This window comes from Paraperlucidibaca wandonensis, from assembly GCF_042677145.1.
In the GTDB taxonomy this organism is placed as follows: Bacteria; Pseudomonadota; Gammaproteobacteria; order Pseudomonadales; family Moraxellaceae; genus Perlucidibaca; species Perlucidibaca wandonensis.
This window is the reverse complement of the sequence record NZ_JBHTIT010000001.1, coordinates 1,252,286-1,274,806: the sequence shown is the minus strand read 5'-3', so window position 1 is coordinate 1,274,806 and position 22,521 is coordinate 1,252,286. Positions and strand designations below refer to the sequence as shown.

Below are 22,521 nucleotides of genomic sequence, written 5' to 3'. Positions count from 1 at the left end.
ATCCCACCGTTTTTCCCACCATGGGGCTGCTTGCTTGAATCTGAGCGTTCATGATGTCATTTGGAGGCATAGAAATTCTGCTTGCCAAAATGAAGGGCTGTTTGGTAGAAACTAGCTGTAGCTTTCGCAGGGAATGCGGCCGCACACCACCTTCGTCAGTGTACTGGCTAGGATGTGCCAACCAACCTCTTCGCAATGACTCCAAGGATGGGCCGCTCTCATTGCACTACGACAACTGAGTGGCGGTAGCCTGCCCAACGCAGCTGTCCAATGGACTAATAACCCCGCGACCATCTTGGTTCAGCACATGCGTATAGATCATGGTGGTGGACACATCGGTGTGGCCCAGCAGCTCCTGTACCGTGCGAATATCGTAGCCACCCATGAGGCGCCTGCCAGCGCCATAGATTAAACGAGCCATGAGACCCGTGACTCCATGCATGTGTGTCAGCAAGGCACTTACTTCCTGATGCGACAGCACAACAGGTCGTCGTACACGCGGTTTAGCGCGGGCAATCTTGTCTAGCCAAGATAAGAAGGCTTCAACTTCGGCGGCGGCCATGTCGCTTGGATGTCGCTTCTGATGAAAGAGAATGTAGCGCTTGATCCAGTGCGTGTACGCCTGCTCAGTACGCCGACTCAAATGCTTGGCGCGCACGCGGCGGAGCACTTGCTCTAGCAATGATGGCGGGGCAGGGATGCGGTCTTTTTCTGGGGCTGCTGATGACATGACTTTCCGCTTCCTTGTGGAATCATGTAGTTAAAGCTAGTCACGGTTTCCTAGTTTCGCCAGTCAATTTTGTTATGCAGCGAGACTGTCGCCTACAAAACGGCATGGCATGCTTTACGACACAGGATGTGCGGTATTTGATGGCAAGGAATGCTGTGTTCAAGTTCCCAAGGCTTTGATGTCTTTGAACTTTCCCCACGCTACCCTGTCTTATGCAGCAGATCAAAATTATTACGCCGCAACCCTGCGGTATAAACTAAGTTATGTGTCATATAGGTACTAAGGAAAGGCCGTGCAACATAATTTTGAGCGATTAAGCGAGCATATACTCCCACTTTCGAATTCCGACAATTTTCATGTAGCAAAAAATGAGTGGAAACTAGTCGGTGTGGAAATTCAGGAAGATTGGGATAACTGTCCTTGTGGTCAAGCAATTAAGGAGCTTTGTTATATTCAGAACCAATTGAACGGTAACAAAACTCATGTTGGAAATGTCTGTGTTAATCAGTTTATAGGAATTGCTACAGGTAATTTGTTTGCTGGTCTTAAGAGAATTGCATCCGATAACTCAGCCAATGCCAACGAAGATCTTATACTTCATGCTTATCAACTCGGCTATATCTACGAAAATGAGTATCACTTTTTAATGCAAACTCGTCGCAAGCGAAAGCTGTCGGATAAGCAGATGACTTGGAAGCAAAAAATAAACTTAAGAATTGTTAATCAAACAGTTGTCCGTAAAAACACATAACAAGACGCTTAAGCAAGGACGCGCTAACGCACGCCACTTAGCTTGGCGTTATGTGTAAGAGGTAAAACGATGGATGGACCTTGGTCAGAAGGACCGAAAGAATTACTTCAGCACGCTGTAGATCATATTGCGCATGACGGTGACTTTGATAGACGAATCGCTATGATTAGTATTGATAATGCGGTTGAGCTAATGATTAAAACTTATCTTGGGCTGCCTCGACGCAAAGAAAAAGGCGGCAAGCCTTCGCGCAAACAGCTTGAAGAAGCAAATAGCTCGTTTCCTGCCTTGCTTGATTTACTTGAAGAGTTTGCAGGTGAAAAGCTTACCGGTGTTAGCCTTGATGAAATCGAGTGGTATCACAGAATTAGGAATCAGCTCTACCATTCGGGCAATGGAATAACCGTAGAAGTTGCTAGAGTTGAAACATACTTGTCTTTGGCTAAAACCTTATTTCAAAATCTATTTAAAGTTGAGCTTATTTTGGTATCAGAAAGCCAGATTCAAAAGAAATTAGGTGTGTTTTTAGGTAAGTGGGGTGTTTTCGAACACGAGTTAATAGATCGAGCTAAGTCACTTAATTTACCCGATCAACGGCCAGGAGCGCTAATTTTCTATAAGGCTGAAAGGCTTATTAAAGAGCTATGGCAAGAAACTAAGAGCTTTAGAAATATTACAGTGCACAAACTTGAAACTCTTGAGGCTAAAGACTTCGATCAACCAATCGAAAATATAGATAAATTGAGGGAGTATGCCAAAAACTTCACATAACAAGCGGCTCAATCGGAAAAATATTCGCTGCCACATTTTATTTCAAATAAGCGCAACAAAGCCGCCATCAAACATTTGCGCGGTTAGCCGGGCGTTAAATTTCCATAGCCTGAATCGAAATCAAGGAGAGATTTTTGTCCCATAAATTATCAGAGGTAAGAATAAAAAACTTTAGGTCATGCATTGATGCTGATTTGAAACTTTCTGGATATACTCCTTTGATTGGATATAACAATGCTGGAAAGTCAAACGCATTAACTGCAATCCAATGGCTTTTGAGAAAAACAAGCCTCGATACAAAGGATTTTTTTAATCCTGCTTCTTCTGTTGAGGTCGAAGGTATCATTGATGGCATATCGCAAGATATTCTAGATCAAATGGCGGAAAACCATCGCTCATCGATAGTAAACTATATTTCCGATGGAAAGTTAAGAGTTCGAAGAGTTCAAACTACGCCTAATGCCAAAGTTGCAACGATTAATATTTCTGTTTGGAATGAGGCCGCGCAGGATTGGGTTCCTAACCCAAATGGAATTGATAATGCGCTGAAAAGCCTTTTACCTGAGCCAATTAGAATTGGAGCGATGGAAAATGCTGCAGAGGATGCCTCCAAAGCTAAGAGTACGACGACGATAGGGAAACTGTTGTCGGAGTTTCTAGAGCCAGTAAAAACAGCTCATGGAACTGAGCTGGCAGGTCACCTTAGTGAAGTTAGCAGAAGAATATCTAGCGATGGTGACATGAGGTTTGGAGAGCTTGCTGTAATCGATCAAAACGTTAATCAAAAAATTGATGATTTATTTCCAGGAATGAGTCTTAAGCTTCATTTTGATACCCCAACATTTGATGAATTGATCAAATCTGGGTCTATTAAAGTTTATGAGAACCAAAATCAAGGTCGTGATTTTTCCTCATATGGGCATGGGGCACAGCGCTCTATTCAAATGGCTCTCATTCAGCATCTTGCTGAGGTTAAGCGAGGTGCTGGAGCGAATCTCTCTACTACGCTGCTATTAATTGATGAGCCGGAGCTATACCTTCATCCTTTCGCTGTTGAGCAAATAAGACAAGCTTTACTCGCTTTATCTCAAAACGGTTACCAAGTAGTATTATCTACACACTCCGCACAGATGGTTACTTCAGAGCAAGCGAAATCCTCACTATTAATTCGTAAGTGTAACCAACGAGGAACATATGCCAGAACTCGCCTGTCTGATGCAATACAGATGATTGTTCCAGATTCTACGCATCAGATGGAACAGCTATTTAGTCTATCCCACTCCACGCAAGTGTTATTTTCAGAGCAGGTTATTTTAACTGAAGGTAAAACTGAACTACGCCTACTGCCTTACATTTTTGAACGCATCTCAGGTAAAACACTAGGTCAAGAAAAACTAGCCCTTGTAGCGCAGAGTGGAGTTAGAGATACAAGGAAGTCATTAGAAATTCTTGGTGCAATGGATCTCCCAGCTAAAGCTATTGTAGATTTAGATTATGCCTATACAGGCGCGGTTTCCGATGGATTCCTACAAACAAACGATCCTGACATCAACGCATCCAAATTAATTCTTCAGCGGTTAGAGCAGCAAGGTCTAATCACATTGCATACCAATGGATTGCCGAAGAACGGAGTTGTTAAAGCGGCTAAAGCTTTCGAAATTTTTGCCAACGAACCGGATGCTGTAATACATATTGAGAATCTTCATAATCGGTTGAAAGCTAAATGTATTTGGGTTTGGACTAAAGGTGCAATTGAGGCTCATATAGGTACAACGAGCAAAGATGAGTTAGCATGGGCCCAGTTCAAAGCTTTAGTTGATACAAATGGGTTGCAAACTACCTGTCCAGAACCGAATACATTGACAGATTTAGTGCAATGGTTAAGTACGTAAATTTAACAAGCGCATGTTGTCGGACTGGTTTTCCGCTGGGATCCAAACCAACCGCAAGTGCGGGCGTTATATTTTTTTGAGCCATCTATGAAGCTGAAAGAAGCGGCAGAGATAATAAAACGAGACTCAATTAATGCGTGGATTAGGCGCGTTAATTGGCGTTTCATGGATGAGCGAATTCAAGCTGAATTTGAGAGTGTCACATCTGATAAAGATAGCATGAACCTACTGGGCGGACTCTATATCAGCAGGGCAAAAGACAATGACCCCATACGAAAATCTAACCTGATAAGCTCTCAACATATTAATTCTACTCATATCTTTACTGGTCACAGATTGCTAGGAATAAGCGTGATCGATCCAGAAACTAAAGCGTTGAAAATTGCTTCTGAGCGAAATGCTCAGCTCTGGTACTCTCAAGGGCCATCTGGCGATGTTTTTGTGTTCGTGGGTCCTTATCAGTCAGATGCAGGAAAAATTGAAGAAAATGAAATAATCATTGGGAAATATCACAATCCATCTCAAATAACAGCTCAGTGTATAAGAAAACACTTTTCGATTTATCTGAAGTATTGTAGTTGCACCGCGCAGCATTCCGCCTCAAGTCTGAGCAACTACTTATATCGGAAGTATCTGGTTTTCAATGATTTTAGATATAAGTCTACATACAGACAAAAGCTTATAGTATTTTCCGAGCGTCTACTCATTTTGGTCCTAGGTGGGGCGGCGGTATGGGCCTCACTTTATGTTGGTGGAAAAATATAACAATCGGCTGCACAGCGACCGATTTTCCTCCGCTTCGCGGCTCCAAACCGACACGTGAGTAGGGCGTTAGGTGAAAGCTAAGAATAAGCAATGGAGCTGTAATTGAGCAATTCAATAAAAGAACACAGAAAGGCGACTAAGCGGCTTGCTCGTTCACTCAAAAAAACAGATGTGTACCATTGGTTATGTGAGAGAGGCTATTTCCCCGAGAGTTACGTTCTTCCGCCTTGCTTTGTCGTTGATAAGAGACCAGCCAAGCCAAAGGTTTACACGAAAGTTACAGGTGGAGGTAAAAAGTACAAAGTGCCAAGGACTGAGTGCTTGAATGTTCATTTTCCAAAAACTGAATATACTGATCGCAACTTTGGATTAATTCATCCTGAGATTCACAATGATATTGCTTATCACATTTCTACAAATTGGCTAACGATTGTAGAAAAGATGGTTCCCAAAAACAGTCAGGTTACTTCTTACACATTTCCAATACCAATAGACTCTCGAAATCCGGGAAGAGTCGGGTATCTTAGAAGCGGCAGGCTCATTTATGAATTTATTGGGATGATTGATGACGATATTGCCTCTGAAGCTTATAAATATAGATATATAGTTAAGGCAGACATAAAAAGCTTTTACCCATCTATCTATACTCACAGTATTGCTTGGGCAATACACGGAAAGAAATTCATCCGTAAACCCGCGAACATGCACAGCTACAAGCTTCTCGGGAACCGCTTAGATCGCTTATTTCAAAATGCCAATGATGGCTGTACTAATGGAGTTCCGATTGGGCCAGTAGTCTCAGATGTGATCGCAGAGATTGTTGCCTCAGCTGTCGATGTTAATTTTACCAAATTGGTTCGGGACTCTGGGGTGGAGTGCGAAGCTGTTAGGTTCAAAGATGATTATCGGATACTAACCAAGTCTGAATCTGACTCAAAGAGAATTATCAAATTTCTTCAGGCTTCGCTAAAGGAATATAGCTTAGAGCTAAGTGATGAAAAAACGACAATTTCACTCCTTCCTGATGGGTTGTTTAGAGAGTGGGTGTCTAAATATCATGCCGTTCACCCAGTTAAGAAAAAGTCATACTCATGGAAAGAGTTTCGGGAGCTGTATTTAGCGACAATCCGAATCGATAAAGAATGCACAGGAACTGGTGTTATTGAGCGATTTCTCGCGGATATTGTCGACAAGGGCGGAAAACTAAAAATAAAGGTCGGTGACTTTAACTTGCAGAAGGTTATTAGCATGTTGATCATGCTAGGAAGCCTACGAATTAAAGCGTTTCCAAAAATAATTGCAATTCTAGAGGGAGTGCTAAGAAGCGATTTCGGGTTTATCCATCAAGACACTATCGTAGAATATCTCGAAGATTACCTAATCACTCTTTCCGAAGAAGAGGAGAGGAATAAATACCTTATATCGTGGATTAGTTACTTTCTTGTAAGTAATGGGCTGGACAAATTTCTGTCTACCAAGCCTAAATACAAAGATCCAATTACGCGATCAATTCTAAACAATCGCGGTAACGTATTTAAAGACTGTAAAGAGCACAAAATTTTCGTAGGCTGTAAAACAATAGCCAAGAAGATAACAATGATTGAGCATCTAGATGTATTTAATCCACCCAAAATCACCTAACAAGGCGCTGCTGTCGGACAAGTTTTCCGCTGCGCTCCAAACTTGCCGCAGAGCGCGGCGTTATGTGTTTGAGGAGCATTGATTGAACATCGGCATTTTTATCTACCCTGAGGCTGAAGTGCTCGATTTTTCAGGGCCGTTCGAAGTGTTTTCCACCGCTTCGCGCTTGTGTGACGGAAACAAAGCCTTCACGGTATTTTTAATTGCCGAACACAATGCCGTGGTGTCGGCCCGAGCCGGCTATAAAGTCCTTCCCGATTACTCTGTTGAGGATCATCCGCTGCTGGACGTGCTGGTAATTTCAGGCAGGGTGCACACTACTGAAATGGAAAATAAAGTGGTCACCGATTGGATCAAGGGCCAGGCGCACTCTGTGAAACTCATCGCTACCGTTTGCACTGGTGTTTTTCTGCTCGCGCAAGCCGTTCAGTCCTTGTCCTGCAAAGTCACCACTCACTGGGAGGACATTCCGGATCTCCGGAACATGTTTAGCCGGCTCAACGTGGTCGACGGTGTCCGGTGGGTCGATGAGGGGAATATCGTGAGTTCAGGCGGGATATCTGCTGGCATCGATATGAGCTTACATTTGGTGAGTCGCTTGCACAGCGAGGAGTTGGCAGCGAAAACGGCGCATCAGATGGAGTTCGCATGGACAAAAAACACATAACCAACCGCGTAAGCCAGACGGCTTTCAGCCGCCGCTTCGCTCAGCGTTATGTTTAAAAAAACGACAGGAGAAACGAAAAATGAAGAAAATCGTAATCGCAGCCCTTCTGTCTATGCCAATGGTCGCAATAGCTGATCCTTCGCCATTCGGCCTGGAAATAGGAAAGGCAACTATTAAGGATGTCAAAGCGAAATATAGCGCTCAAAAAACTGGCATCAATAAATACAGTGGCGGTGAAATGTATGACCTATCGGGCATAGATTTCGATGGGTTACAAAAAGCCACAGTAATTTTCAGTACTGATGGCAAATTGCTCGCTGTTCTGACCACCTTGCCAAAAAGTAAATTTGACAGCCTTCTTAGTGGCCTTAGCAACAAGTATCAGCTTGTTTCTAAAAACATCCCATTTGTGGGCAACAAATCCGCAAAGCTGGTAGACGGCAACACAGAAATTACTCTTGATGCACCGCACATGAGTTTCCAAATGGAAATGAACTACAGCAATAAAGATCTTTGGAAATCGTATAAGGCTCAATCAAACAAAGAGCAAGAACAAAAGAAAAAAAGCGAGCATTCACAGCTATAAGACATAACGATTAAGGGAAATATGTATGGATAATAAAGTTAAAGGCGTTCTTCTTGGAGTGGCGGGTGTCATTCTCTGGTTCATGCCGCTTGCGGCATGGGATCAGGAATTCATGGGGCAGTTGATGACAATGCACCAAGCCGGTCATCACATTGGAGGAATAGCATATCTGCTTTTACTATCGTCGCTGGCATACGCAGCGTTGTCATGGCTCGAACAGCACCAACTTCGGATAATTGCAGCCGGTATCGCCACAGGAATTAGCCTTTTGTTTCTCGTGCAGGCGGGTTCGAGTATGGCTTGGGGCCTGCTTGCTCTCATTGTTGTTTCGGGCGCCAGTATCTGGTTTGCTGTCAAGGACAACAAAAAGTCAAAAGCAACGGCAAGCGCCACATAACAACGCCATCAACACGGACGGTCTTGGTCAACGTGCTTTTGGCGCGTCGCCCAATCCCGCCGGTTATGACGAACGTTATAGCGCAATTGAAATACAGCAAGATTCGGGTCGGCAGTAGTCGTTCGGCCTCCTAACATAGCATCTGTTCGGGCATATGCCCTTTTATAGTAAGCAGATCCTAGAGGAATAACGATGACTATACTTGCCAACAAAGTCGCTATTGTTACCGGTGCCAGTACCGGCATTGGCTACGCAGCCGCGAAGCTTTTTGCGAGAGAAGGTGCTGCCGTAGTGGTGGCTGCAAGGCGACAGAAGGAGCTTGATGACCTGGTGGACTTAATCAATACGGAAGGCGGGCAGGCACTGGCACTAGCCGGTGATGTTGGCGAAGAAGCTTTTGCCAAAGCTTTGGTAGATACGGCTGTAAGCCACTTTGGTGGCCTGGATATCGCTTTTAACAATGCTGCCATTCTGGGTGCTATGGGCCCAGTCTCAGAGATGTCGCTCGCGGCCTGGAATCAAGTTATTGCGACGAACTTAACCAGCGCATTTTTGGGCGCAAAATACCAACTGCCGGCTATGGCTGCCCGAAAAGGAGGTTCGTTAATTTTCACCTCTACCTTCGTTGGTTACACCGCGGGTATGCCGGGCATGGCTGCCTACGCGGCCAGTAAGGCTGGGCTTATTGGATTGACTCAAGTGCTGGCGTCAGAGCATGGGCCTCAGAATATCCGGGTCAATGCCCTTTTGCCCGGTGGTACTGATACGCCGGCAGGACGTGAGTTTGCCAGTACGCCAGAAGCATTGGCATTTGTGCATAATCTGCATGCTCTTAAGCGTATGGCGACACCAGATGAAATTGCCCAATCTGCATTGTACCTAGCCTCCGAAGCCTCCAGCTTCACCACGGGATCTGCAATGCTGGTCGATGGCGGTGTATCTATAAATCGGGTTTGAGAGGCCGGCCCATGTCAGACTATGACCGAATCGCAAGCGCTATGGCCTATTTGGTTGATCGGGCAATTGATCAGCCCAGCCTTGAAGATATAGCTGCCCATGTGCATCTGAGTCCGTATCACTTTCAAAGGCTGTTTTGTCGTTGGGCAGGTACTACGCCGAAGCGCTTTTTACAGGTCCTGACATTGGAGCGGGGCAAAGGATTGCTTGATAATTCTCGCTCCTTGCTTGATGTCTCACATGAGCTTGGATTAAGCGGCAGTTCAAGGTTGCATGATCACTTTGTGCAGCTGGAAGCAGTCACGCCCGGCGAGTATAAAAATCGAGGTAAGGATGTACAGATCGAGTATGGAGTACATCCTACCCCACTGGGGCCCATGTTTGTGGCCGTAACCCTGCGTGGTGTTTGCCGGGCAGCGTTTATGGACTTCAATAGCATGGAGGAGTTGCTGGATGACTTGTATAACGATTGGCCTCTCAGTTCGATCAGAGAAAATTTGGCATCTACGCGACACGCTATTGATGCCTTTTTTAGCAGTGACACAGCTTCCGGGCAAGGTCCGCTGTCGCTCCATGTGACAGGGACAAATTTCCAGATCGCCGTGTGGCGTGCTTTGTTGAAAATACCACCGGGCGCTGTGGCCAGCTATGCCGAAGTAGCCAGATCACTAGGCGCACCCAGGTCTGCAAGGGCTGTTGGTAACGCTATTGGAGCAAATCCAGTTGCTTTGCTGATCCCCTGTCACCGGGTTATACAGCAGAGTGGCGCGCTGGGGGGGTATCGCTGGGGGCCAACCAAGAAGCTTATGGTACAAACATGGGAAAAAATGCGTGATGAACCGGTTGCGCTATAACAATGCCATGCAACCGACGCTCGTATCTCGCGCGGCTGATGGCTGGCGTTAAGTGTTTAGGAGGGTTCAGTGATTGAGGAAGTATCTGAGAAAAATATAGAGGAAGTGTTACCTCTAATTAGAGCCTATCAAGAGTTTTACAAGGTGGCTGATATATCTGATCTGAAGAATAAAGAGTTTTTCTCTCAGTTTGGCTCTAGTAATTCATCGGGCTGCCAATTTCTATACAGAGATAATTCAGAAGCTGTTGGCTTTGCTACAGTATATTTTTCATATACATCAACGATTACAGCTAAGGTCGCCATACTAAACGATTTATACACTTCGCCAAAAATGCGAGGTAAAGGTATAGGTAAAAAACTTATTGAGCATTGTAGGGAGTTTGCAGCACAAAATCATGCCGCAAGACTTCAGTGGGTCACAGCTCTAGATAATGAGCAGGCACAAAAGTTATATGACTCACTGGATACCAAAAAGAGTACCTGGCACTTTTATGCATACAACACTTAACAAGCAGCGGCACAATTGCCCGCAAAAACCGCGGGCAGGACTTCGCTTCGCTCGCCCGTGCGCTGGGCGTTATGCGCTAGGCGTTCTTGGAGGTTTCTGATGGGAATGACACCAACCGAGTTCTTCGAATCATTCGTAGAAGGGAACGCGTATGACTGCAACGAATCGCCCGGCTGCGTTCGTCGAGCATTCAATGCGTCGGTGTCAGCGTCCCATCTAGCCGACCACTACTTTGAATTCAACCACCGCCATAATCCTGCTTTGGTGAGTGGATTCTCGGATATCGGAAAGTACGCAGCTCATTTGTCTAAAGAAACTGCCGGCGCGTTCAAAGATATTCGCAGCATAGCCAATGCATACAAACACTTATACACAGATTCGAGCAAAGGGCCTTCCGTTCACTCCACCGTAAACTCTTCCGGCTCAATTGAATCAGTCCTCATCTCCGACGATGAGGCTCTGTCTGGCCTAGATGAAGAGTATTTCCATGCTTCAAGCGAGGCTCCGGCTAGATCTGCTGTTGTCTTTAGAAGAAAGGACGGATCTCAGTCTGAGTTTTTGCCAGCGTTGAATGTAACCATCGATTATTGGCGCAACGTAATTTACGGTCGCGCATAACAAGTGGTTCAAATCACTCGCTCCGCTCGTTGGGACGGGCTAAAGCCCGCCTCTTAACCAAACGTTATGTTTTCCAAGCCCCGAAGGATACTATGGCATATCTTGTAAAAATCATTTATTCAACAGCTTAGCCATTAGCTTTTTCATTATCTGCTACATGCTAAATGAGCAGGTAGTATTGCTCGCTGGAAGAGTGTCCAAGGTTAGTTGATCACTACACAGGCTTTTTATCGGTTAAAGATGAGGCTCAAGCTCGCGCAATCGAAAACGCAATTAAGTCACAAGATCTAAAAGTGCAGAGAATGACTTATATGCAAATTACTGCGAGTGAGCGAAGGTTTCACGACCAGATTATGCATGCGCATATTGATTTAACTCATCAAGTGACGAAGAAAAGTTGGATGCCTTTGATTTGTAGAGTCCAGCACTTGTAAATATTTCGTTTGGCCTTAATCTAGATGCTATTCATTGAAAGGGAATTCATTATGAAGCTAAGTAAATTTGTTAGCGCCGTATCTGTTGCTATTGTGTTGAACGCTTGCGGTGGCGGTAGTTCTTCGGCAAAAACGGTCGTTGATGGTTCACCCACTACGCCCACCAATCCAACAACGCCTGAAACTCCAACTGAGCCTACGAAAGTTACTCCAGCTCCGGATGTGTCTGACGGCACTCCGGCAGGTTCTTTAACGAGAACGGCGGCTATGTCGAATTGCCAACTGACTCAAGCTACGGGAGGCTTTCCAGACCGTCAGCTGAGCATTACGGCAACGCGATTTGTGCAGGTCGTTGAGCAGGACATGACTGACCCTGCTAGTCAGCTAGCGGCTGAGAAATCAGTGCTCGTTCGCGTTGATGTAGTAAGCCCACAAGATGTGACATTACCCGCAAAGGCAGTCCTACAGATTGGTAATAGCTCAGGTAGCTGTGCTAGTTACGACTTAATCGCTGCTAACCAAACTGCTCCGACTGTTCGTGATGCCACGACATTGTCCAAAAGCTATGTAGCCCGTATTTCCTCTGTGGACGTAAGCAGTAGCTGGGCCGATTACCAAGTAGTGGTCGATCCATTACGCCAGTCCACGGCGTCTGCGGCTAACGCACTGTATGCGGCTGGGCCATTGCGCGTGCGACCTGCTGTTTCCGATAAATATGTTTACATGCCGATTAGCTTTGAGGGGCAAGTCGGTCAGTTTGCGACAGTAAATGAACTTGAAGGCCTTATTAAGCGTGTGTTTCCACAAAGCTCCGTAACCACTGTGACTGAGCCAGCACGTACGCTAGATGCCTTAGATAAAAATAAAGCGCTGCGTGTAGAGGGTGGTGTGTATGTTTTTGACTCCAAGATCATGGAGAAAGCCCTATTTGAGGCCGAGTTTGATTGTCTCTCTGACCACAATGTCGGAATTGAGCAGTTTCGGTTTGCAACCAAATGCTTAGCGGCATTTCCAAGCAATATTCGCTTTGTTTCAGGCTCAGCTAGTGTGCTTGGTGTGGCAACCGGGGTAGCGATGTTTTCAGAAAGCTTCACTGTCGTGGATAACAACGCAATCTCAGGTCCGTACAATGGATATTGGCTAAGTCGTGGGTCTGAAACTTTTATTCATGAGATGGGTCATGTGCAGTCGCTCGGTCATGCTAATTGCGGTGGCGTCGACCAAGTGGATAATGATCTTTATGCCGATGGCAAATTGGGGCCTATTGGTGTGGGCTATGACTCCGGGCGTGACTTCTACTTTCAGTCATCACGCGGTAGTTTTTTTGACATGATGTCCTACTGCAATAATGGATGGATGTCTGATAAGGGTTATCGCAAAGTCATTTCATTTAAGTCGGGTGACAATGATGAGCAAAGAGCTAGTGCACGCAGCACTAGTGGCGCCAGTGAAAGCTCGCCTCGAATGGTGTATTTAGCGAAGGTGAATGGTCAGTGGCGAGCACTGAGCTTTCCAGTGCCGCATGAGTTGAAGGCACTATTGCCAGTCCAGGTAAAGGCCTTGCTACCCACCGTCTTAAACGGCCTTGAGGTGAGTGTCTACAACACGGATACAGGCCCGATGCTTGATGGCCCATACTTCCTGAGCGCTACACCTGAAGTGTTGAGTAAGCTAAGGTTGCTAGGTCTGACTGATAGTGATTTAAGGCAGTTGGTGCGTTAGCGAAATGATAGGGCGCTATACGCCTAATTCTTACATTGGCGTCTGCAGTCACAAGCAGGTCTAGTGAGTCGCCTGATGTTGCTAGCCATCCAAAAATTTGTGACCCGTGAACTCATGCCATATAGAGGCTCATTTGCCCCCGAGCATCAGCGAATGACTGACGAGGTATGGCATGAGCAATTAAGAGGGGAGCGATGGCAAATACTTGCAGTGACTGGGTCGCGCACCTTTTTGATTTAATTGAATTGCCATCACCATTGTGATAAAAGTAAAATTCATCGCAAAATAATAATTACAGATGCTTCATGGACGAACATTTGGGCTTATGCCCATTTTGCTTTGCTCTGAGGTGCTCGCCATTCCTCAGGAGCGCTAGACTTGCCCCCATCCTCGCATACCCGATACTCGAAAGTATTTCGTACGACAGCCCTGGCTCTGGCCATTAGTTTAACTACTAGCAGCTGCGCCACGATCGAGAACTTCGCCAAGAACAACAGCAGCAACATAAACTGCATAGCCGGTGGCGCAGCGGGCGCTGCTTTAGGTGTAGCAATGGCTATGCTGACCAATCAAAACAATCAAGTCATTATTGGCAGCGCGTTAACTGGTGCTGTCACCGGCTGCGGTTTGGCATTGGTGTATAAAAGTCGTTTGAACAAGTTGGAGGAACTAGCGCGCGAAGAAAACCTCAATATGCAGCTGGAAACTTTGCAGACTGTAGGCAGTACGCCAGGTGCTGCTGCTGAAGACGCGGGTATTGTTGCGCAGATCGAAGACCAAGGTATGTTCTCGGTTGGCAGCGCCACACTCAGCGACAATGGTCGACGCCAAGTACGCAAGTTGGCTAGTGCATTTGCACCACAACCTAATCAGCCTAACTCCTCAGCTATTCTGGTTGTTGGCCACACCGATGCCACCGGTAGTGCGCAAGGCAATCAACAGCTATCTGAGCGCCGAGCTCGTGCGGTCGCTAGTATTTTGGCTGAGCAGGGCATCGCTCGTGATCGTATGTACTTTCAGGGGGCTGGAGCGTCTAGGCCTATTGCTGACAATAGTGACAGCCAGCTGCGTGGTAAAAACCGTCGCGTAGAGATTGTCGAGGTCAATGACCGCAGTACTCTGGTTAAGCGGGTCAATGCCGAGCAGAACAATCCTAAGTATCTGGCTCATGGCACGTCCACCAAGGCTGCCACTGTTACGCCGAAAAGATCTACAGAAACCACCAAGATATCAAGCGCCAAAACCCCTGAAAGCAAAATCGCACAGCCTCTATACGCAGGCAAGGTGATCGATTTTGCTGGTCAGCCTGCCATTGCTAGTAGTTGGACGCTGGGCCAAGCCATTGCCCCGAAAAACGGTGGCTTCACCCTTATAAGTAAGGCCAATGCGGCAGATATCCCGATGAGTAGTTGTGAGAGCGATAAGCCGCGGCAGGGTGGTGAGGTATTTAACTTAGCCAGTGGTCAGGCTCTGCAAACTCGTGCCACAACTGATTATCTTCCTGGCTACAACAACCGTGTCTGGGCGCAAAAAGTGAATGGCCACCTGGTGCTAATTTCTCCCGTATCCATCCTCCGCGATGATGCTGCAGTGGGTCGGCAACCTTTCGTGGAAGTGGTGCAGGACTATGCTGGCGGCAATCGTAAGGCGCAGATCAAGGTCAAAGCCATCGCTAACACCTACGAAGGTGAGGACCGCGTGCTCTATCGCGTGTTCATAACCGATCAGCAAGCACCCGTGTCCTGCATGGATGTTGTGTTCAGCAAAGGTAATTCGCAGGCAATAGACGGCATGTTGTTTTATCCGAGTAGTAATGGCGAAGCCTACAGCGCTAAATTTATCCCGGTTCGAACCTAATTTAAGGAGTTTAAAATGGAAGACTTTAGCTTCAGTGCGCTGATGGCCTTAGCTTGGGCCAATAAGTTGCTAACCAGCGCGGTGATTGCCACTCTGCTTTCGGCAATCCTTATTAAAGTGTACTGGGACACGGTTGGCTATTTTCTGATGCGCGTATGGCACGGCACCCCATTGATCGGCACCGTCGCGCGCCTAGCCAATGGTAGTACCAGTACCGATCAGAAGAAATGGCTACTTAGTGAAGCCTCACTGTGCAACAACTACTACGATTACTATCAGGATGTTGGGGTAAAAAATGCCGATTTCTACAATAAGTGCGGGTCCTATCTAGCTACTATCGGTGAGATTGGCCGGCGCGAGAGGCCAATCTGGGTAATGGTGCTAATTTTTCTACTGATCCTCTTTGAGGCGGTCGGCTTTGCCTATGTGCTAGTGCCCTTTATTAACCAGAATCTGTCATCCAATGATCAGGCTTATCTAGGTTGGATGGCTGCGTTTCTGCTGTCGATTATCTCCGCCGGCTTTGCTGAGGCCGCAGGACGAGCCATTCACCATAATTCGCTGGTCGCCAAAGCACGTCACTGGTGGGAGAGCGACCGGGATGTGAATAAGGTCACCCCATTGAAGCAGCTGCCAACTGTACAAATCGAGGTAAATGAGACGGATGAAGGTGGCAAAGATTACAACCGTATTTTGGCGCGTATCGTTACCAATCAAAGCGTAACTCCACGTTATGGCTGGATCGTTGGCTGCGCCCTAGTGGTTGTGATTATGGCCTGTGCGGCATTCGGTATCCGTGCCTACCAGCTCAAAAGTATCGAAACCGACATGGTTGGTAACCCAAGCGCGTTTGCTGAGCAAAGCTACGAAAGCAGCGCCAGCCCGTTCGAGCTGCCCGCAGACTCCGCTGCGGTAAATCAGGAGGCCAACGACAGCACATTGGCCGATAAAATGAGCGCTATTCGTAGTGCCTCGTTAATTACTTTTGTGGTGCTTTCGGTCATTTATGTCGCTATACAAGCTGTTAGTGTCTGGCTGGCATCGATCTTTGGTTTCGCCGGGGTCGAGTCTAAGCGTGCTTGGCAATACACTCATAAGTTCAACAATGCCGCTGAGCTTGAGCGATGGATGAGGAATCAGCGGGGTAGGATTGCTGCGCAAGCTGATCACAAGTTGCGCATGCTGCAGATGAAACTATCTAAACGAACCACGACTGACAGCGACGTACAATCTGCTCTTAAAGACGCCCACGGCCGCGACTTTAATGCTTATGTGTTACGTATGCAGGCAGAAGATGGCATTCATTGCTCGCAGCCCCAACCAAGCGCGTCGAGGGTTGAACAATCGACATTGAGTATGAGTAGCCTAGCCGTAGCGGTAGCGCCGGCTCTGGCGACGATAGAGGGCCATGAGTCAGCAGCAGGCTCGTCCGCACTCGGCACTGTGGATTACAACGTATTGCGCAGTTTAGATCTCACTAAAAGCAGTCACGAGAGGCTGGTCACTATTTGTGCCAACGGTGGCTACGACTTAGATACTGTCTTAGCGATTCGCGCCGAACAACAAAAACAGCAACTGTTGAAAGACTTTGATGAGGCCTAAATGAAGATCAAGACCCTTTATGCCTTGCTGCTATGCCTACCTGCCATTGGGCAGGCAGGTGAACGCAACGATATCCCTGATTGCTACGGCTATGCCAAGGTCAACGAATACCGCCAAACTAACTCTGGTCGTGAGCTGACAGTGATCGTCGATCAAACCGTTCCCATGCCTGAAAGTATCCAAAAAGCAGCATGGGGGCAGATTAATCGCTTTGTAGCACCAGGCGATAAGATTCGTCTGTATAGCTTTTCAGCCTTTCTGCCGAACCAGTTTATGCAGCTTCGCTTTGCTGGTGAGCTGAATAAACCTCTTGAGGGCAAAAAGCGTGACAGCATCGGTATGCAGTCACTGCGCACCTTCGACAAATGCATTGCGGATCAGCAAGCTTTCTTTCGCAAGAAGTTCGGCCAAACCTTCGTCTCCATCCTGCGCGGAGCATCGGATGATATTCCCCGTAGCGAGATCTTCCACTCACTCCGCGATATAGGTGATGACTTGGCTCGCCAGCCGGCCAATGAGCGCGTGATCTTGCTTATTTCTGACATGTTAGAGAACAGCGACTTCGGTAGCTTTTACGATAATAATCGCATACGTGACCTGCAGCCTCAGGCTGAACTGCAGAGGGTCAGGGATAAACTGCTGTTTGCCAATCTGCAAGGTGCGCGTGTGTATGTGGCAGGCGCTGGCTTGGTCACCAAAGATATTAAACAGGCCTATCGTTCCGGTAAGACCATGGAGCTGTTGCAGGACTTTTGGAAAGGCTATTTTGAAGGTTCTAACGCTAGCCTGATCGCATTTGGTTCGCCAAGCCTGAATGTCGATTTGAATTAATGGTTCTGACAAGTTGATTCGTTGGTTGGGATAGTTTGTCAATGTGGCGGCCTAATCTTCGACGCAGTATTAATTTTTTCTTCCGCTATTGCCGATTGTTGTGATAAGAACTATTAAAAGCACTCAACAAATATAATCTTATATACTTTATGTAAAGGAAATATAAATGAAAAATGAAATGCCACTTCCACAATATTATGATTTAGTGAGAACCATTGCACAAATTGGCGCTGTTATGGGTTGCTTAGCCGGTTTGGCGGCGATACTTGGTGGATTGGCATCCTTTCAATATGGGTTTATGCCAGGCATTAGCGCGCTCTTTGGCGGCGCTGTAACAATAATTTTTTCTTTGGCTGGTTTGGGCGTTACATATTCCTTCTTGTCAGTTGTTAAGGCTCAGATCGAGACAAGAAATGCAATTGTGAACTATACGTTACAAAAGCAAGACAGCTAGTAGGTAGAGAGATGTTGCCCTGCCGTTGGTACTGACAAATTAACTCGCTGATTTAGATTATTTGCCAGTACCAGCTGAGCCTACTCAGCAACTTGCCAACCATTTTCAGTCTTATTAAAACTGATTTTCTCCTCTTTAGATACTTTGTGACCTGCTTCAAAGCTACCAAACTGCATTTTAAGAGCCATAACGCCGAGCTCTGCTCCCATCCTGCCAAATGGTGATTCCTGTGACTCTTGCTTTAATTGCTGGGCCACCTCATGTAAACTTTTTTTGAATACCAACTCATATTTGACATCAGCTATATAAGTTTTAGAGTCCTTTTCGAAGCCATTTGTCTTTTCAAAGTTCTCAATTCGAAATATTTCATCCCCGCCGTTACTCAGTAGATTTCCTACAATCTGCTCTTCAATTTCATTGTCACTGGGTTTATCTGAGCATCCTATTAGAGCAAATATTAATACGAATAAAAAAGTTAGCTTTTTCATATAAGTCACTCTATTTGGTAGGTATTGGTACTTCACGCCATCAATTCAAACTAGGGTTTTCTTGTTGAGCAACACTTAGTTTGAATTTAGCCAAGGCGTCAGGTATCACATTTGGTGTAATCAACCGTGAAGTTGCGCTAATACGAATAACTCCCTCTGGCGACTGAGATGCCTCAAAGTTTGTGAATGCTAAAATATCTTCAAGCAGTATGGCTTTCTTGCCTGTGGCTAAGTTCGTCATGGTAACTTTGCGGCTACGCTCTTCTTGCGCTATGGCAAATGGACCTTCTGGAGTGTTGAACCAATGAATGCCCCAAAAGTAATGGGTGTGGTTCCTCATGCCACTTGGCTCATAGAGTGCCTCGCGGAAATTCAATGACTCGCACTTCCGCAAGCCGACCGATTTGCTTTGAACGCGACAGTTATTTCCGCCATCAGCCACGTTCTTACCATGTATGCCCTTCACGAATGTTGTGAGACGGCCATCACGCCAGTTCATCAAGGCATAATCGCTGTCTTCGCTAAGAGTAACTGTCTTGGCCAGGCTGCTAGCTAACTGAAAAAGCTGTACTGCAGCATTGTTAGAGCGACTCTCGATCGGGTCTTTTTCCAACAAGATATAACCTGTAGAGGCAATATCACCGTTTTGAAAGTCAGCAATATGATAATCCTTCGGTGTCGCAAAGCTTTTGATCGCACTACCTGGCTCATAAATAAATCCAGAGCTTGACCGAGCCATCACAACGCCTTTCGATGTTGGCAGCAAACTGTTTCCAGATAAGGCTTTCCCCGTAACTGTCTTTACCGACCATGTGCCACGACCTTTAGTTGCCGTTGCTAAGAGAATCGGCTCATGCGTGCTTCCCGCACGAATATATTTAATATCATACACAGCACCGGGCTTGGCCACTAAATAGGTCACATCTCCTGTGGCTTTGTTGGCCGCAAAAGTCACAATCTCGCCTTCGGCATCTAGGTACATTTGTGTGCCAATTTTCAAACCATCACGCTCAAGAGTTATGGCTTGTTTACTTTCAGCCGGAGGAAATTCATTAATCGCTTGAAGTAGCTCAGCCTCGGTTAGGGAGTTGGTTTCTGAGGCAGGGGCTTGAGTAGCAGCCTGGGTAATAGGTTGCCTCATCTGCGCTAGTGCCATATTGCCATTTTGAATTCGTTGCATAAATGCTTGCTGCATTTGCAGAGCCATTGCTTGTTCTTGAGCGGTTGGAGCGCGCTTATTTGTGGCGCACCCGCTGATTGTAAACACCGCTGATAGCGCTACCACGATTGAGATATTTAAGTGACGCACTTTCATAGTCAGTTCCTTCTGATGAGCCTAAAAATAATGAGTAGTAGCGAATTCGTGCTACACCGTCTAAATTTACGAGATGAAGTAGGTCATTATATTCGTTACTATAATATAGTATTTTTAGTGACGCAGGCATGTCAATTTATTAATTTGTTAGTACCTTCAGATGTTACTGAGGGGGGCGTTGTTCTTAATGGTGCTGACAAGTTAATTCGCTGGTTGAGATAAACTGTCTATGTGAATTTACAAGCGATGTCGCTTTCACCTTAGCGTCATCAGCTATACAGATCTGGATCTACTACCGCTTCAATTTGATCTTTCGTGTTATTAAAGATTTACCAACAGAGTAGGGGATCTCTGTTAATAAGAGAGGGTGATATGAAAATAATGATCGTGGCATTAGCACTTATCGTGTCTAGTAGCGTCGCGTTAGCGCATGGTGGTGGCTGCCGCAAAAGCTCGCCCCCGGGGCAATGTTGCCATATGGATAATAAGGCAGGGAGTGTTCACTGCCACTAGCTTTTAGGTAGGAGGCAAGATCCGTATCACATGCGAGCTTACGAAGTTTGTCGGCAGGCTTCGTATAAAAATGAGAGAGACAGCCGCCATTCCATTTTTCGACCCATGAGGTGGCGGTATTGACGCTGAGGCCTAGTAAGTACCGGCCCGTGATGCTTGATCTATCTTCCAGCATTTCAGTGATTAATATCCCTGATACTTCCCTGTTAGCAGGGAAATAGGGCGCAGACGAGTTCGTTCAAGACTGTGCCCACCGCTAAATGATTTAAATTAAGGCTATTTCCTGAGTTATAACAATGACTTGAATGGAGTGGCCTTTTTTATGAGCCTGTTTTGGCTGATTTATGGCGTGTCTGCTACACACAACCAAGGGTAAAGCCTTGGTTGTGTGAGTATTTACGACTAATTCGACGTTGGTATAAAAACCATTTCGCGCTTAACGAAACCTAAGCGATAGGTTGTAGTTTGGGACTTCTTAATTTCAACGGAGGTTACTATCGCAGGTGCTGCACAATTTTTATTTGGATACGCGTGGAGTGAGTGTCGCCCGGCAGGCACGTGCAGCTCAAGCTTTTGTCCCACATTGATCGGCGCAACATGATCTCCATTTAGCGAAATCAAAGGAATACAGGAAGACCCTCTCATGCCGGTATCACGCTTAATAATTAACAGCCCTGTGTCTACGCCAGGCGCATTAAATTTTTCAGTTCTAAAAGTGTGTTTTTGCACCGATGTGGCGTTTTGGGTTGGAGCTGTGCTGGTGATACAGGCGGACAGCATCGCAGCTGCGGAAAGGACGGCAAGTACTCTCATTTATTAACTCTCTAAATTTACTGAAATGTATTTTGGCTACTCAAGTCATCGCATTGATTCTGCGACACCTAATCAAAATCAAATGCGACTGTCAATTTTATGTCCACATGGGTGCCGGCTAATTCAGCCAAATTCTGACGCGAGAAAGGGCTTGTTAAATTTGACCTTGCTTAGTGATGACGATAGGTTTGCCTCGTTTTCAGCAAACGAAAGGCTCATCATGCAAAGAGTAGTGCCCTCAATTCTTCAAGTATTGTTGCTTTTAACATTTCTCTTTGCATGGCCGACTAATGCCGTAGCGGCTGATAAAAGCGAACTGCATCGCCTATCGAAAGAGCTAGTCCGTGTGCAGCACGAGTTAGACAAGTTGGAGTCTCGACAGATCGATAAAAGCCTTCTTGCGCAGTTCCAAGACTACATAAACACATTAGCCGATGAGCAAGTGGTGGGCTTAGTTGAGCAATACAAAGACAGCATTGCCAATATGCAGGCAAGGATCAAAGCAATAAAAGCTCCACCACCGGTAAGAAGTAAGGCATTACTAGGTGAGTTAGGCGATTTGCGAGATGAATATAAAGCTCTGCTTCGGAAATATGAGGCTGAGCTTTCACGAAATAAGCGATTAAAACCAATCTTTGTAACGAGCCCATATCAACAATTTGACGAGCAGTACGAACTCGATGCTGATGATCTCCCTCCCGAAGGTAAGGGGTTAGAGGTGTATCGCCTCACCATAGGTGAGTTGAAAATGCTTCATGAGCAGATCAATAGCATCAGCGCAAAAGATATAAGCAATGTGCTGAAAAATGTAGGCAGTAGTTGGCGGTTGCACGAGTTGGCGACTGCTCACACTGCATTAAATAAGGATGCGATGCCGCTGGTTGAGAGGCTAGAGCGCTATAAGCGCGAAGCAGAAAATAATATAGATGACGCACGTATGAATTGTAGCGCAGAGCGTCCAGATTTTGATTGCGCTTCACGCTGTGAGCAAAGTGTGCGCGATCCAATTTTTGGTACTTATCGCATGGAGCCAAACTTTAGCTGCTTGAGAAGTTGCCAATCACGTGAGCAGCGAGCAATGAACTCCTTAAGTAGTAAGGTGAGCGATTGTGTTGAAGCTAGAGATGAGGCACGAGAAGTAGTACGCGACGCAAAAGAAAATTATGAAGCAACACATCCAAATTTGGTACGTATGCAAGAGAGGCTTAATGGCTTGAGAGCAGAAGCTGAAGAGGTGGTGGGTATTAGGAATGATGTGATGAAACTGCATGATCGCCTACACGGCGCAATTAGAAGCTCATTAGTGAAAACATATTAATATCGATCAGTATTAAAGCACTCAGGTCAAACCTA

General features: G+C 46.1%; 22 protein-coding genes. 18 read left to right on the top strand and 4 right to left on the bottom strand.

Annotated features, from left to right (window positions below; translation table 11 throughout):
• Positions 1–226 precede the first annotated feature (226 nt).
• Complete coding sequence (locus tag ACFQ0F_RS05915; RefSeq protein ID WP_379070104.1) at positions 227–730, bottom strand: phage integrase N-terminal SAM-like domain-containing protein; 504 nt, start codon at positions 728–730, stop codon at positions 227–229.
• Between the two features lie 292 nt (positions 731–1,022).
• On the opposite strand from ACFQ0F_RS05915, the gene ACFQ0F_RS05910 reads away from it, so the two are divergent.
• The 17 genes from ACFQ0F_RS05910 to ACFQ0F_RS05830 all read left to right on the top strand — a co-directional run bounded on the left by ACFQ0F_RS05910 (position 1,023) and on the right by ACFQ0F_RS05830 (position 18,039).
• Positions 1,023–1,481 (top strand): hypothetical protein, encoded by a 459-nt coding sequence (locus ACFQ0F_RS05910; RefSeq protein ID WP_379070101.1) that lies wholly within the window; start codon positions 1,023–1,025, stop codon positions 1,479–1,481.
• 69 nt (positions 1,482–1,550) lie between these two features.
• On the top strand, positions 1,551–2,252 hold the full coding sequence (locus ACFQ0F_RS05905; RefSeq protein ID WP_379070098.1) for a hypothetical protein: 702 nt from the start codon (positions 1,551–1,553) through the stop codon (positions 2,250–2,252).
• A gap of 134 nt (positions 2,253–2,386) precedes the next feature.
• Complete coding sequence (locus tag ACFQ0F_RS05900) at positions 2,387–4,144, top strand: ATP-dependent nuclease (protein WP_379070095.1); 1,758 nt, start codon at positions 2,387–2,389, stop codon at positions 4,142–4,144.
• Between the two features lie 87 nt (positions 4,145–4,231).
• Positions 4,232–4,909 carry a hypothetical protein gene (locus ACFQ0F_RS05895; RefSeq protein WP_379070092.1) on the top strand — a complete coding sequence of 226 codons (678 nt, stop codon included), beginning with the start codon at positions 4,232–4,234 and terminating at the stop codon, positions 4,907–4,909.
• Positions 4,910–5,011: 102 nt separating this feature from the next.
• Positions 5,012–6,550, top strand: a complete 1,539-nt coding sequence (locus ACFQ0F_RS05890) for an RNA-directed DNA polymerase (protein WP_379070089.1) — start codon at positions 5,012–5,014, stop codon at positions 6,548–6,550.
• Between the two features lie 82 nt (positions 6,551–6,632).
• Positions 6,633–7,217, top strand: coding sequence for a DJ-1/PfpI family protein (locus ACFQ0F_RS05885; RefSeq protein ID WP_379070086.1), 585 nt, complete (start codon positions 6,633–6,635; stop codon positions 7,215–7,217).
• A 79-nt stretch (positions 7,218–7,296) separates the two neighbouring features.
• Positions 7,297–7,803: a hypothetical protein gene (locus ACFQ0F_RS05880; RefSeq protein WP_379070083.1), complete on the top strand. Its 507-nt coding sequence runs from the start codon at positions 7,297–7,299 to the stop codon at positions 7,801–7,803.
• A 25-nt stretch (positions 7,804–7,828) separates the two neighbouring features.
• Positions 7,829–8,200, top strand: a complete 372-nt coding sequence (locus ACFQ0F_RS05875; RefSeq protein WP_379070080.1) for a hypothetical protein — start codon at positions 7,829–7,831, stop codon at positions 8,198–8,200.
• Positions 8,201–8,392: 192 nt separating this feature from the next.
• The gene (locus ACFQ0F_RS05870; RefSeq protein WP_379070077.1) at positions 8,393–9,157 is read left to right on the top strand and encodes an SDR family oxidoreductase; all 765 of its coding nucleotides are present in this window, start codon (positions 8,393–8,395) and stop codon (positions 9,155–9,157) included.
• An 11-nt stretch (positions 9,158–9,168) separates the two neighbouring features.
• Positions 9,169–10,011, top strand: a complete 843-nt coding sequence (locus ACFQ0F_RS05865) for a bifunctional transcriptional activator/DNA repair enzyme AdaA (protein WP_379070074.1) — start codon at positions 9,169–9,171, stop codon at positions 10,009–10,011.
• Between the two features lie 69 nt (positions 10,012–10,080).
• The gene (locus tag ACFQ0F_RS05860) at positions 10,081–10,521 is read left to right on the top strand and encodes a GNAT family N-acetyltransferase (RefSeq protein ID WP_379070071.1); all 441 of its coding nucleotides are present in this window, start codon (positions 10,081–10,083) and stop codon (positions 10,519–10,521) included.
• Positions 10,522–10,620: 99 nt separating this feature from the next.
• Entirely contained in the window at positions 10,621–11,139 is a 519-nt protein-coding gene (locus tag ACFQ0F_RS05855; RefSeq protein WP_379070068.1) for a hypothetical protein, read from the top strand.
• A gap of 485 nt (positions 11,140–11,624) precedes the next feature.
• Positions 11,625–13,295, top strand: coding sequence for a hypothetical protein (locus tag ACFQ0F_RS05850; RefSeq protein ID WP_379070065.1), 1,671 nt, complete (start codon positions 11,625–11,627; stop codon positions 13,293–13,295).
• Positions 13,296–13,847: 552 nt separating this feature from the next.
• Complete coding sequence (locus ACFQ0F_RS05845; RefSeq protein WP_379070062.1) at positions 13,848–15,152, top strand: OmpA family protein; 1,305 nt, start codon at positions 13,848–13,850, stop codon at positions 15,150–15,152.
• A 15-nt stretch (positions 15,153–15,167) separates the two neighbouring features.
• Positions 15,168–16,754 carry a hypothetical protein gene (locus ACFQ0F_RS05840; protein WP_379070059.1) on the top strand — a complete coding sequence of 529 codons (1,587 nt, stop codon included), beginning with the start codon at positions 15,168–15,170 and terminating at the stop codon, positions 16,752–16,754.
• A complete protein-coding gene (locus ACFQ0F_RS05835; protein WP_379070056.1) occupies positions 16,755–17,585 on the top strand; it encodes a hypothetical protein in 831 nt (276 codons plus the stop codon).
• A 166-nt stretch (positions 17,586–17,751) separates the two neighbouring features.
• A complete protein-coding gene (locus ACFQ0F_RS05830; RefSeq protein ID WP_379070053.1) occupies positions 17,752–18,039 on the top strand; it encodes a hypothetical protein in 288 nt (95 codons plus the stop codon).
• A gap of 80 nt (positions 18,040–18,119) precedes the next feature.
• Here the strand turns inward: ACFQ0F_RS05830 and ACFQ0F_RS05825 are convergent, their stop codons facing one another.
• The 3 genes from ACFQ0F_RS05825 to ACFQ0F_RS05815 all read right to left on the bottom strand — a co-directional run bounded on the left by ACFQ0F_RS05825 (position 18,120) and on the right by ACFQ0F_RS05815 (position 21,168).
• A complete protein-coding gene (locus ACFQ0F_RS05825; protein WP_379070050.1) occupies positions 18,120–18,527 on the bottom strand; it encodes a hypothetical protein in 408 nt (135 codons plus the stop codon).
• Positions 18,528–18,567: 40 nt separating this feature from the next.
• On the bottom strand, positions 18,568–19,842 hold the full coding sequence (locus tag ACFQ0F_RS05820) for a hypothetical protein (protein WP_379070047.1): 1,275 nt from the start codon (positions 19,840–19,842) through the stop codon (positions 18,568–18,570).
• Positions 19,843–20,757: 915 nt separating this feature from the next.
• Positions 20,758–21,168 (bottom strand): hypothetical protein, encoded by a 411-nt coding sequence (locus ACFQ0F_RS05815; RefSeq protein WP_379070044.1) that lies wholly within the window; start codon positions 21,166–21,168, stop codon positions 20,758–20,760.
• A gap of 151 nt (positions 21,169–21,319) precedes the next feature.
• Here ACFQ0F_RS05815 and ACFQ0F_RS05810 point away from each other — a divergent pair, with 151 nt between their 5' ends.
• A complete protein-coding gene (locus ACFQ0F_RS05810; RefSeq protein ID WP_379070042.1) occupies positions 21,320–22,486 on the top strand; it encodes a hypothetical protein in 1,167 nt (388 codons plus the stop codon).
• The last annotated feature ends 35 nt before the right edge of the window (positions 22,487–22,521 follow it).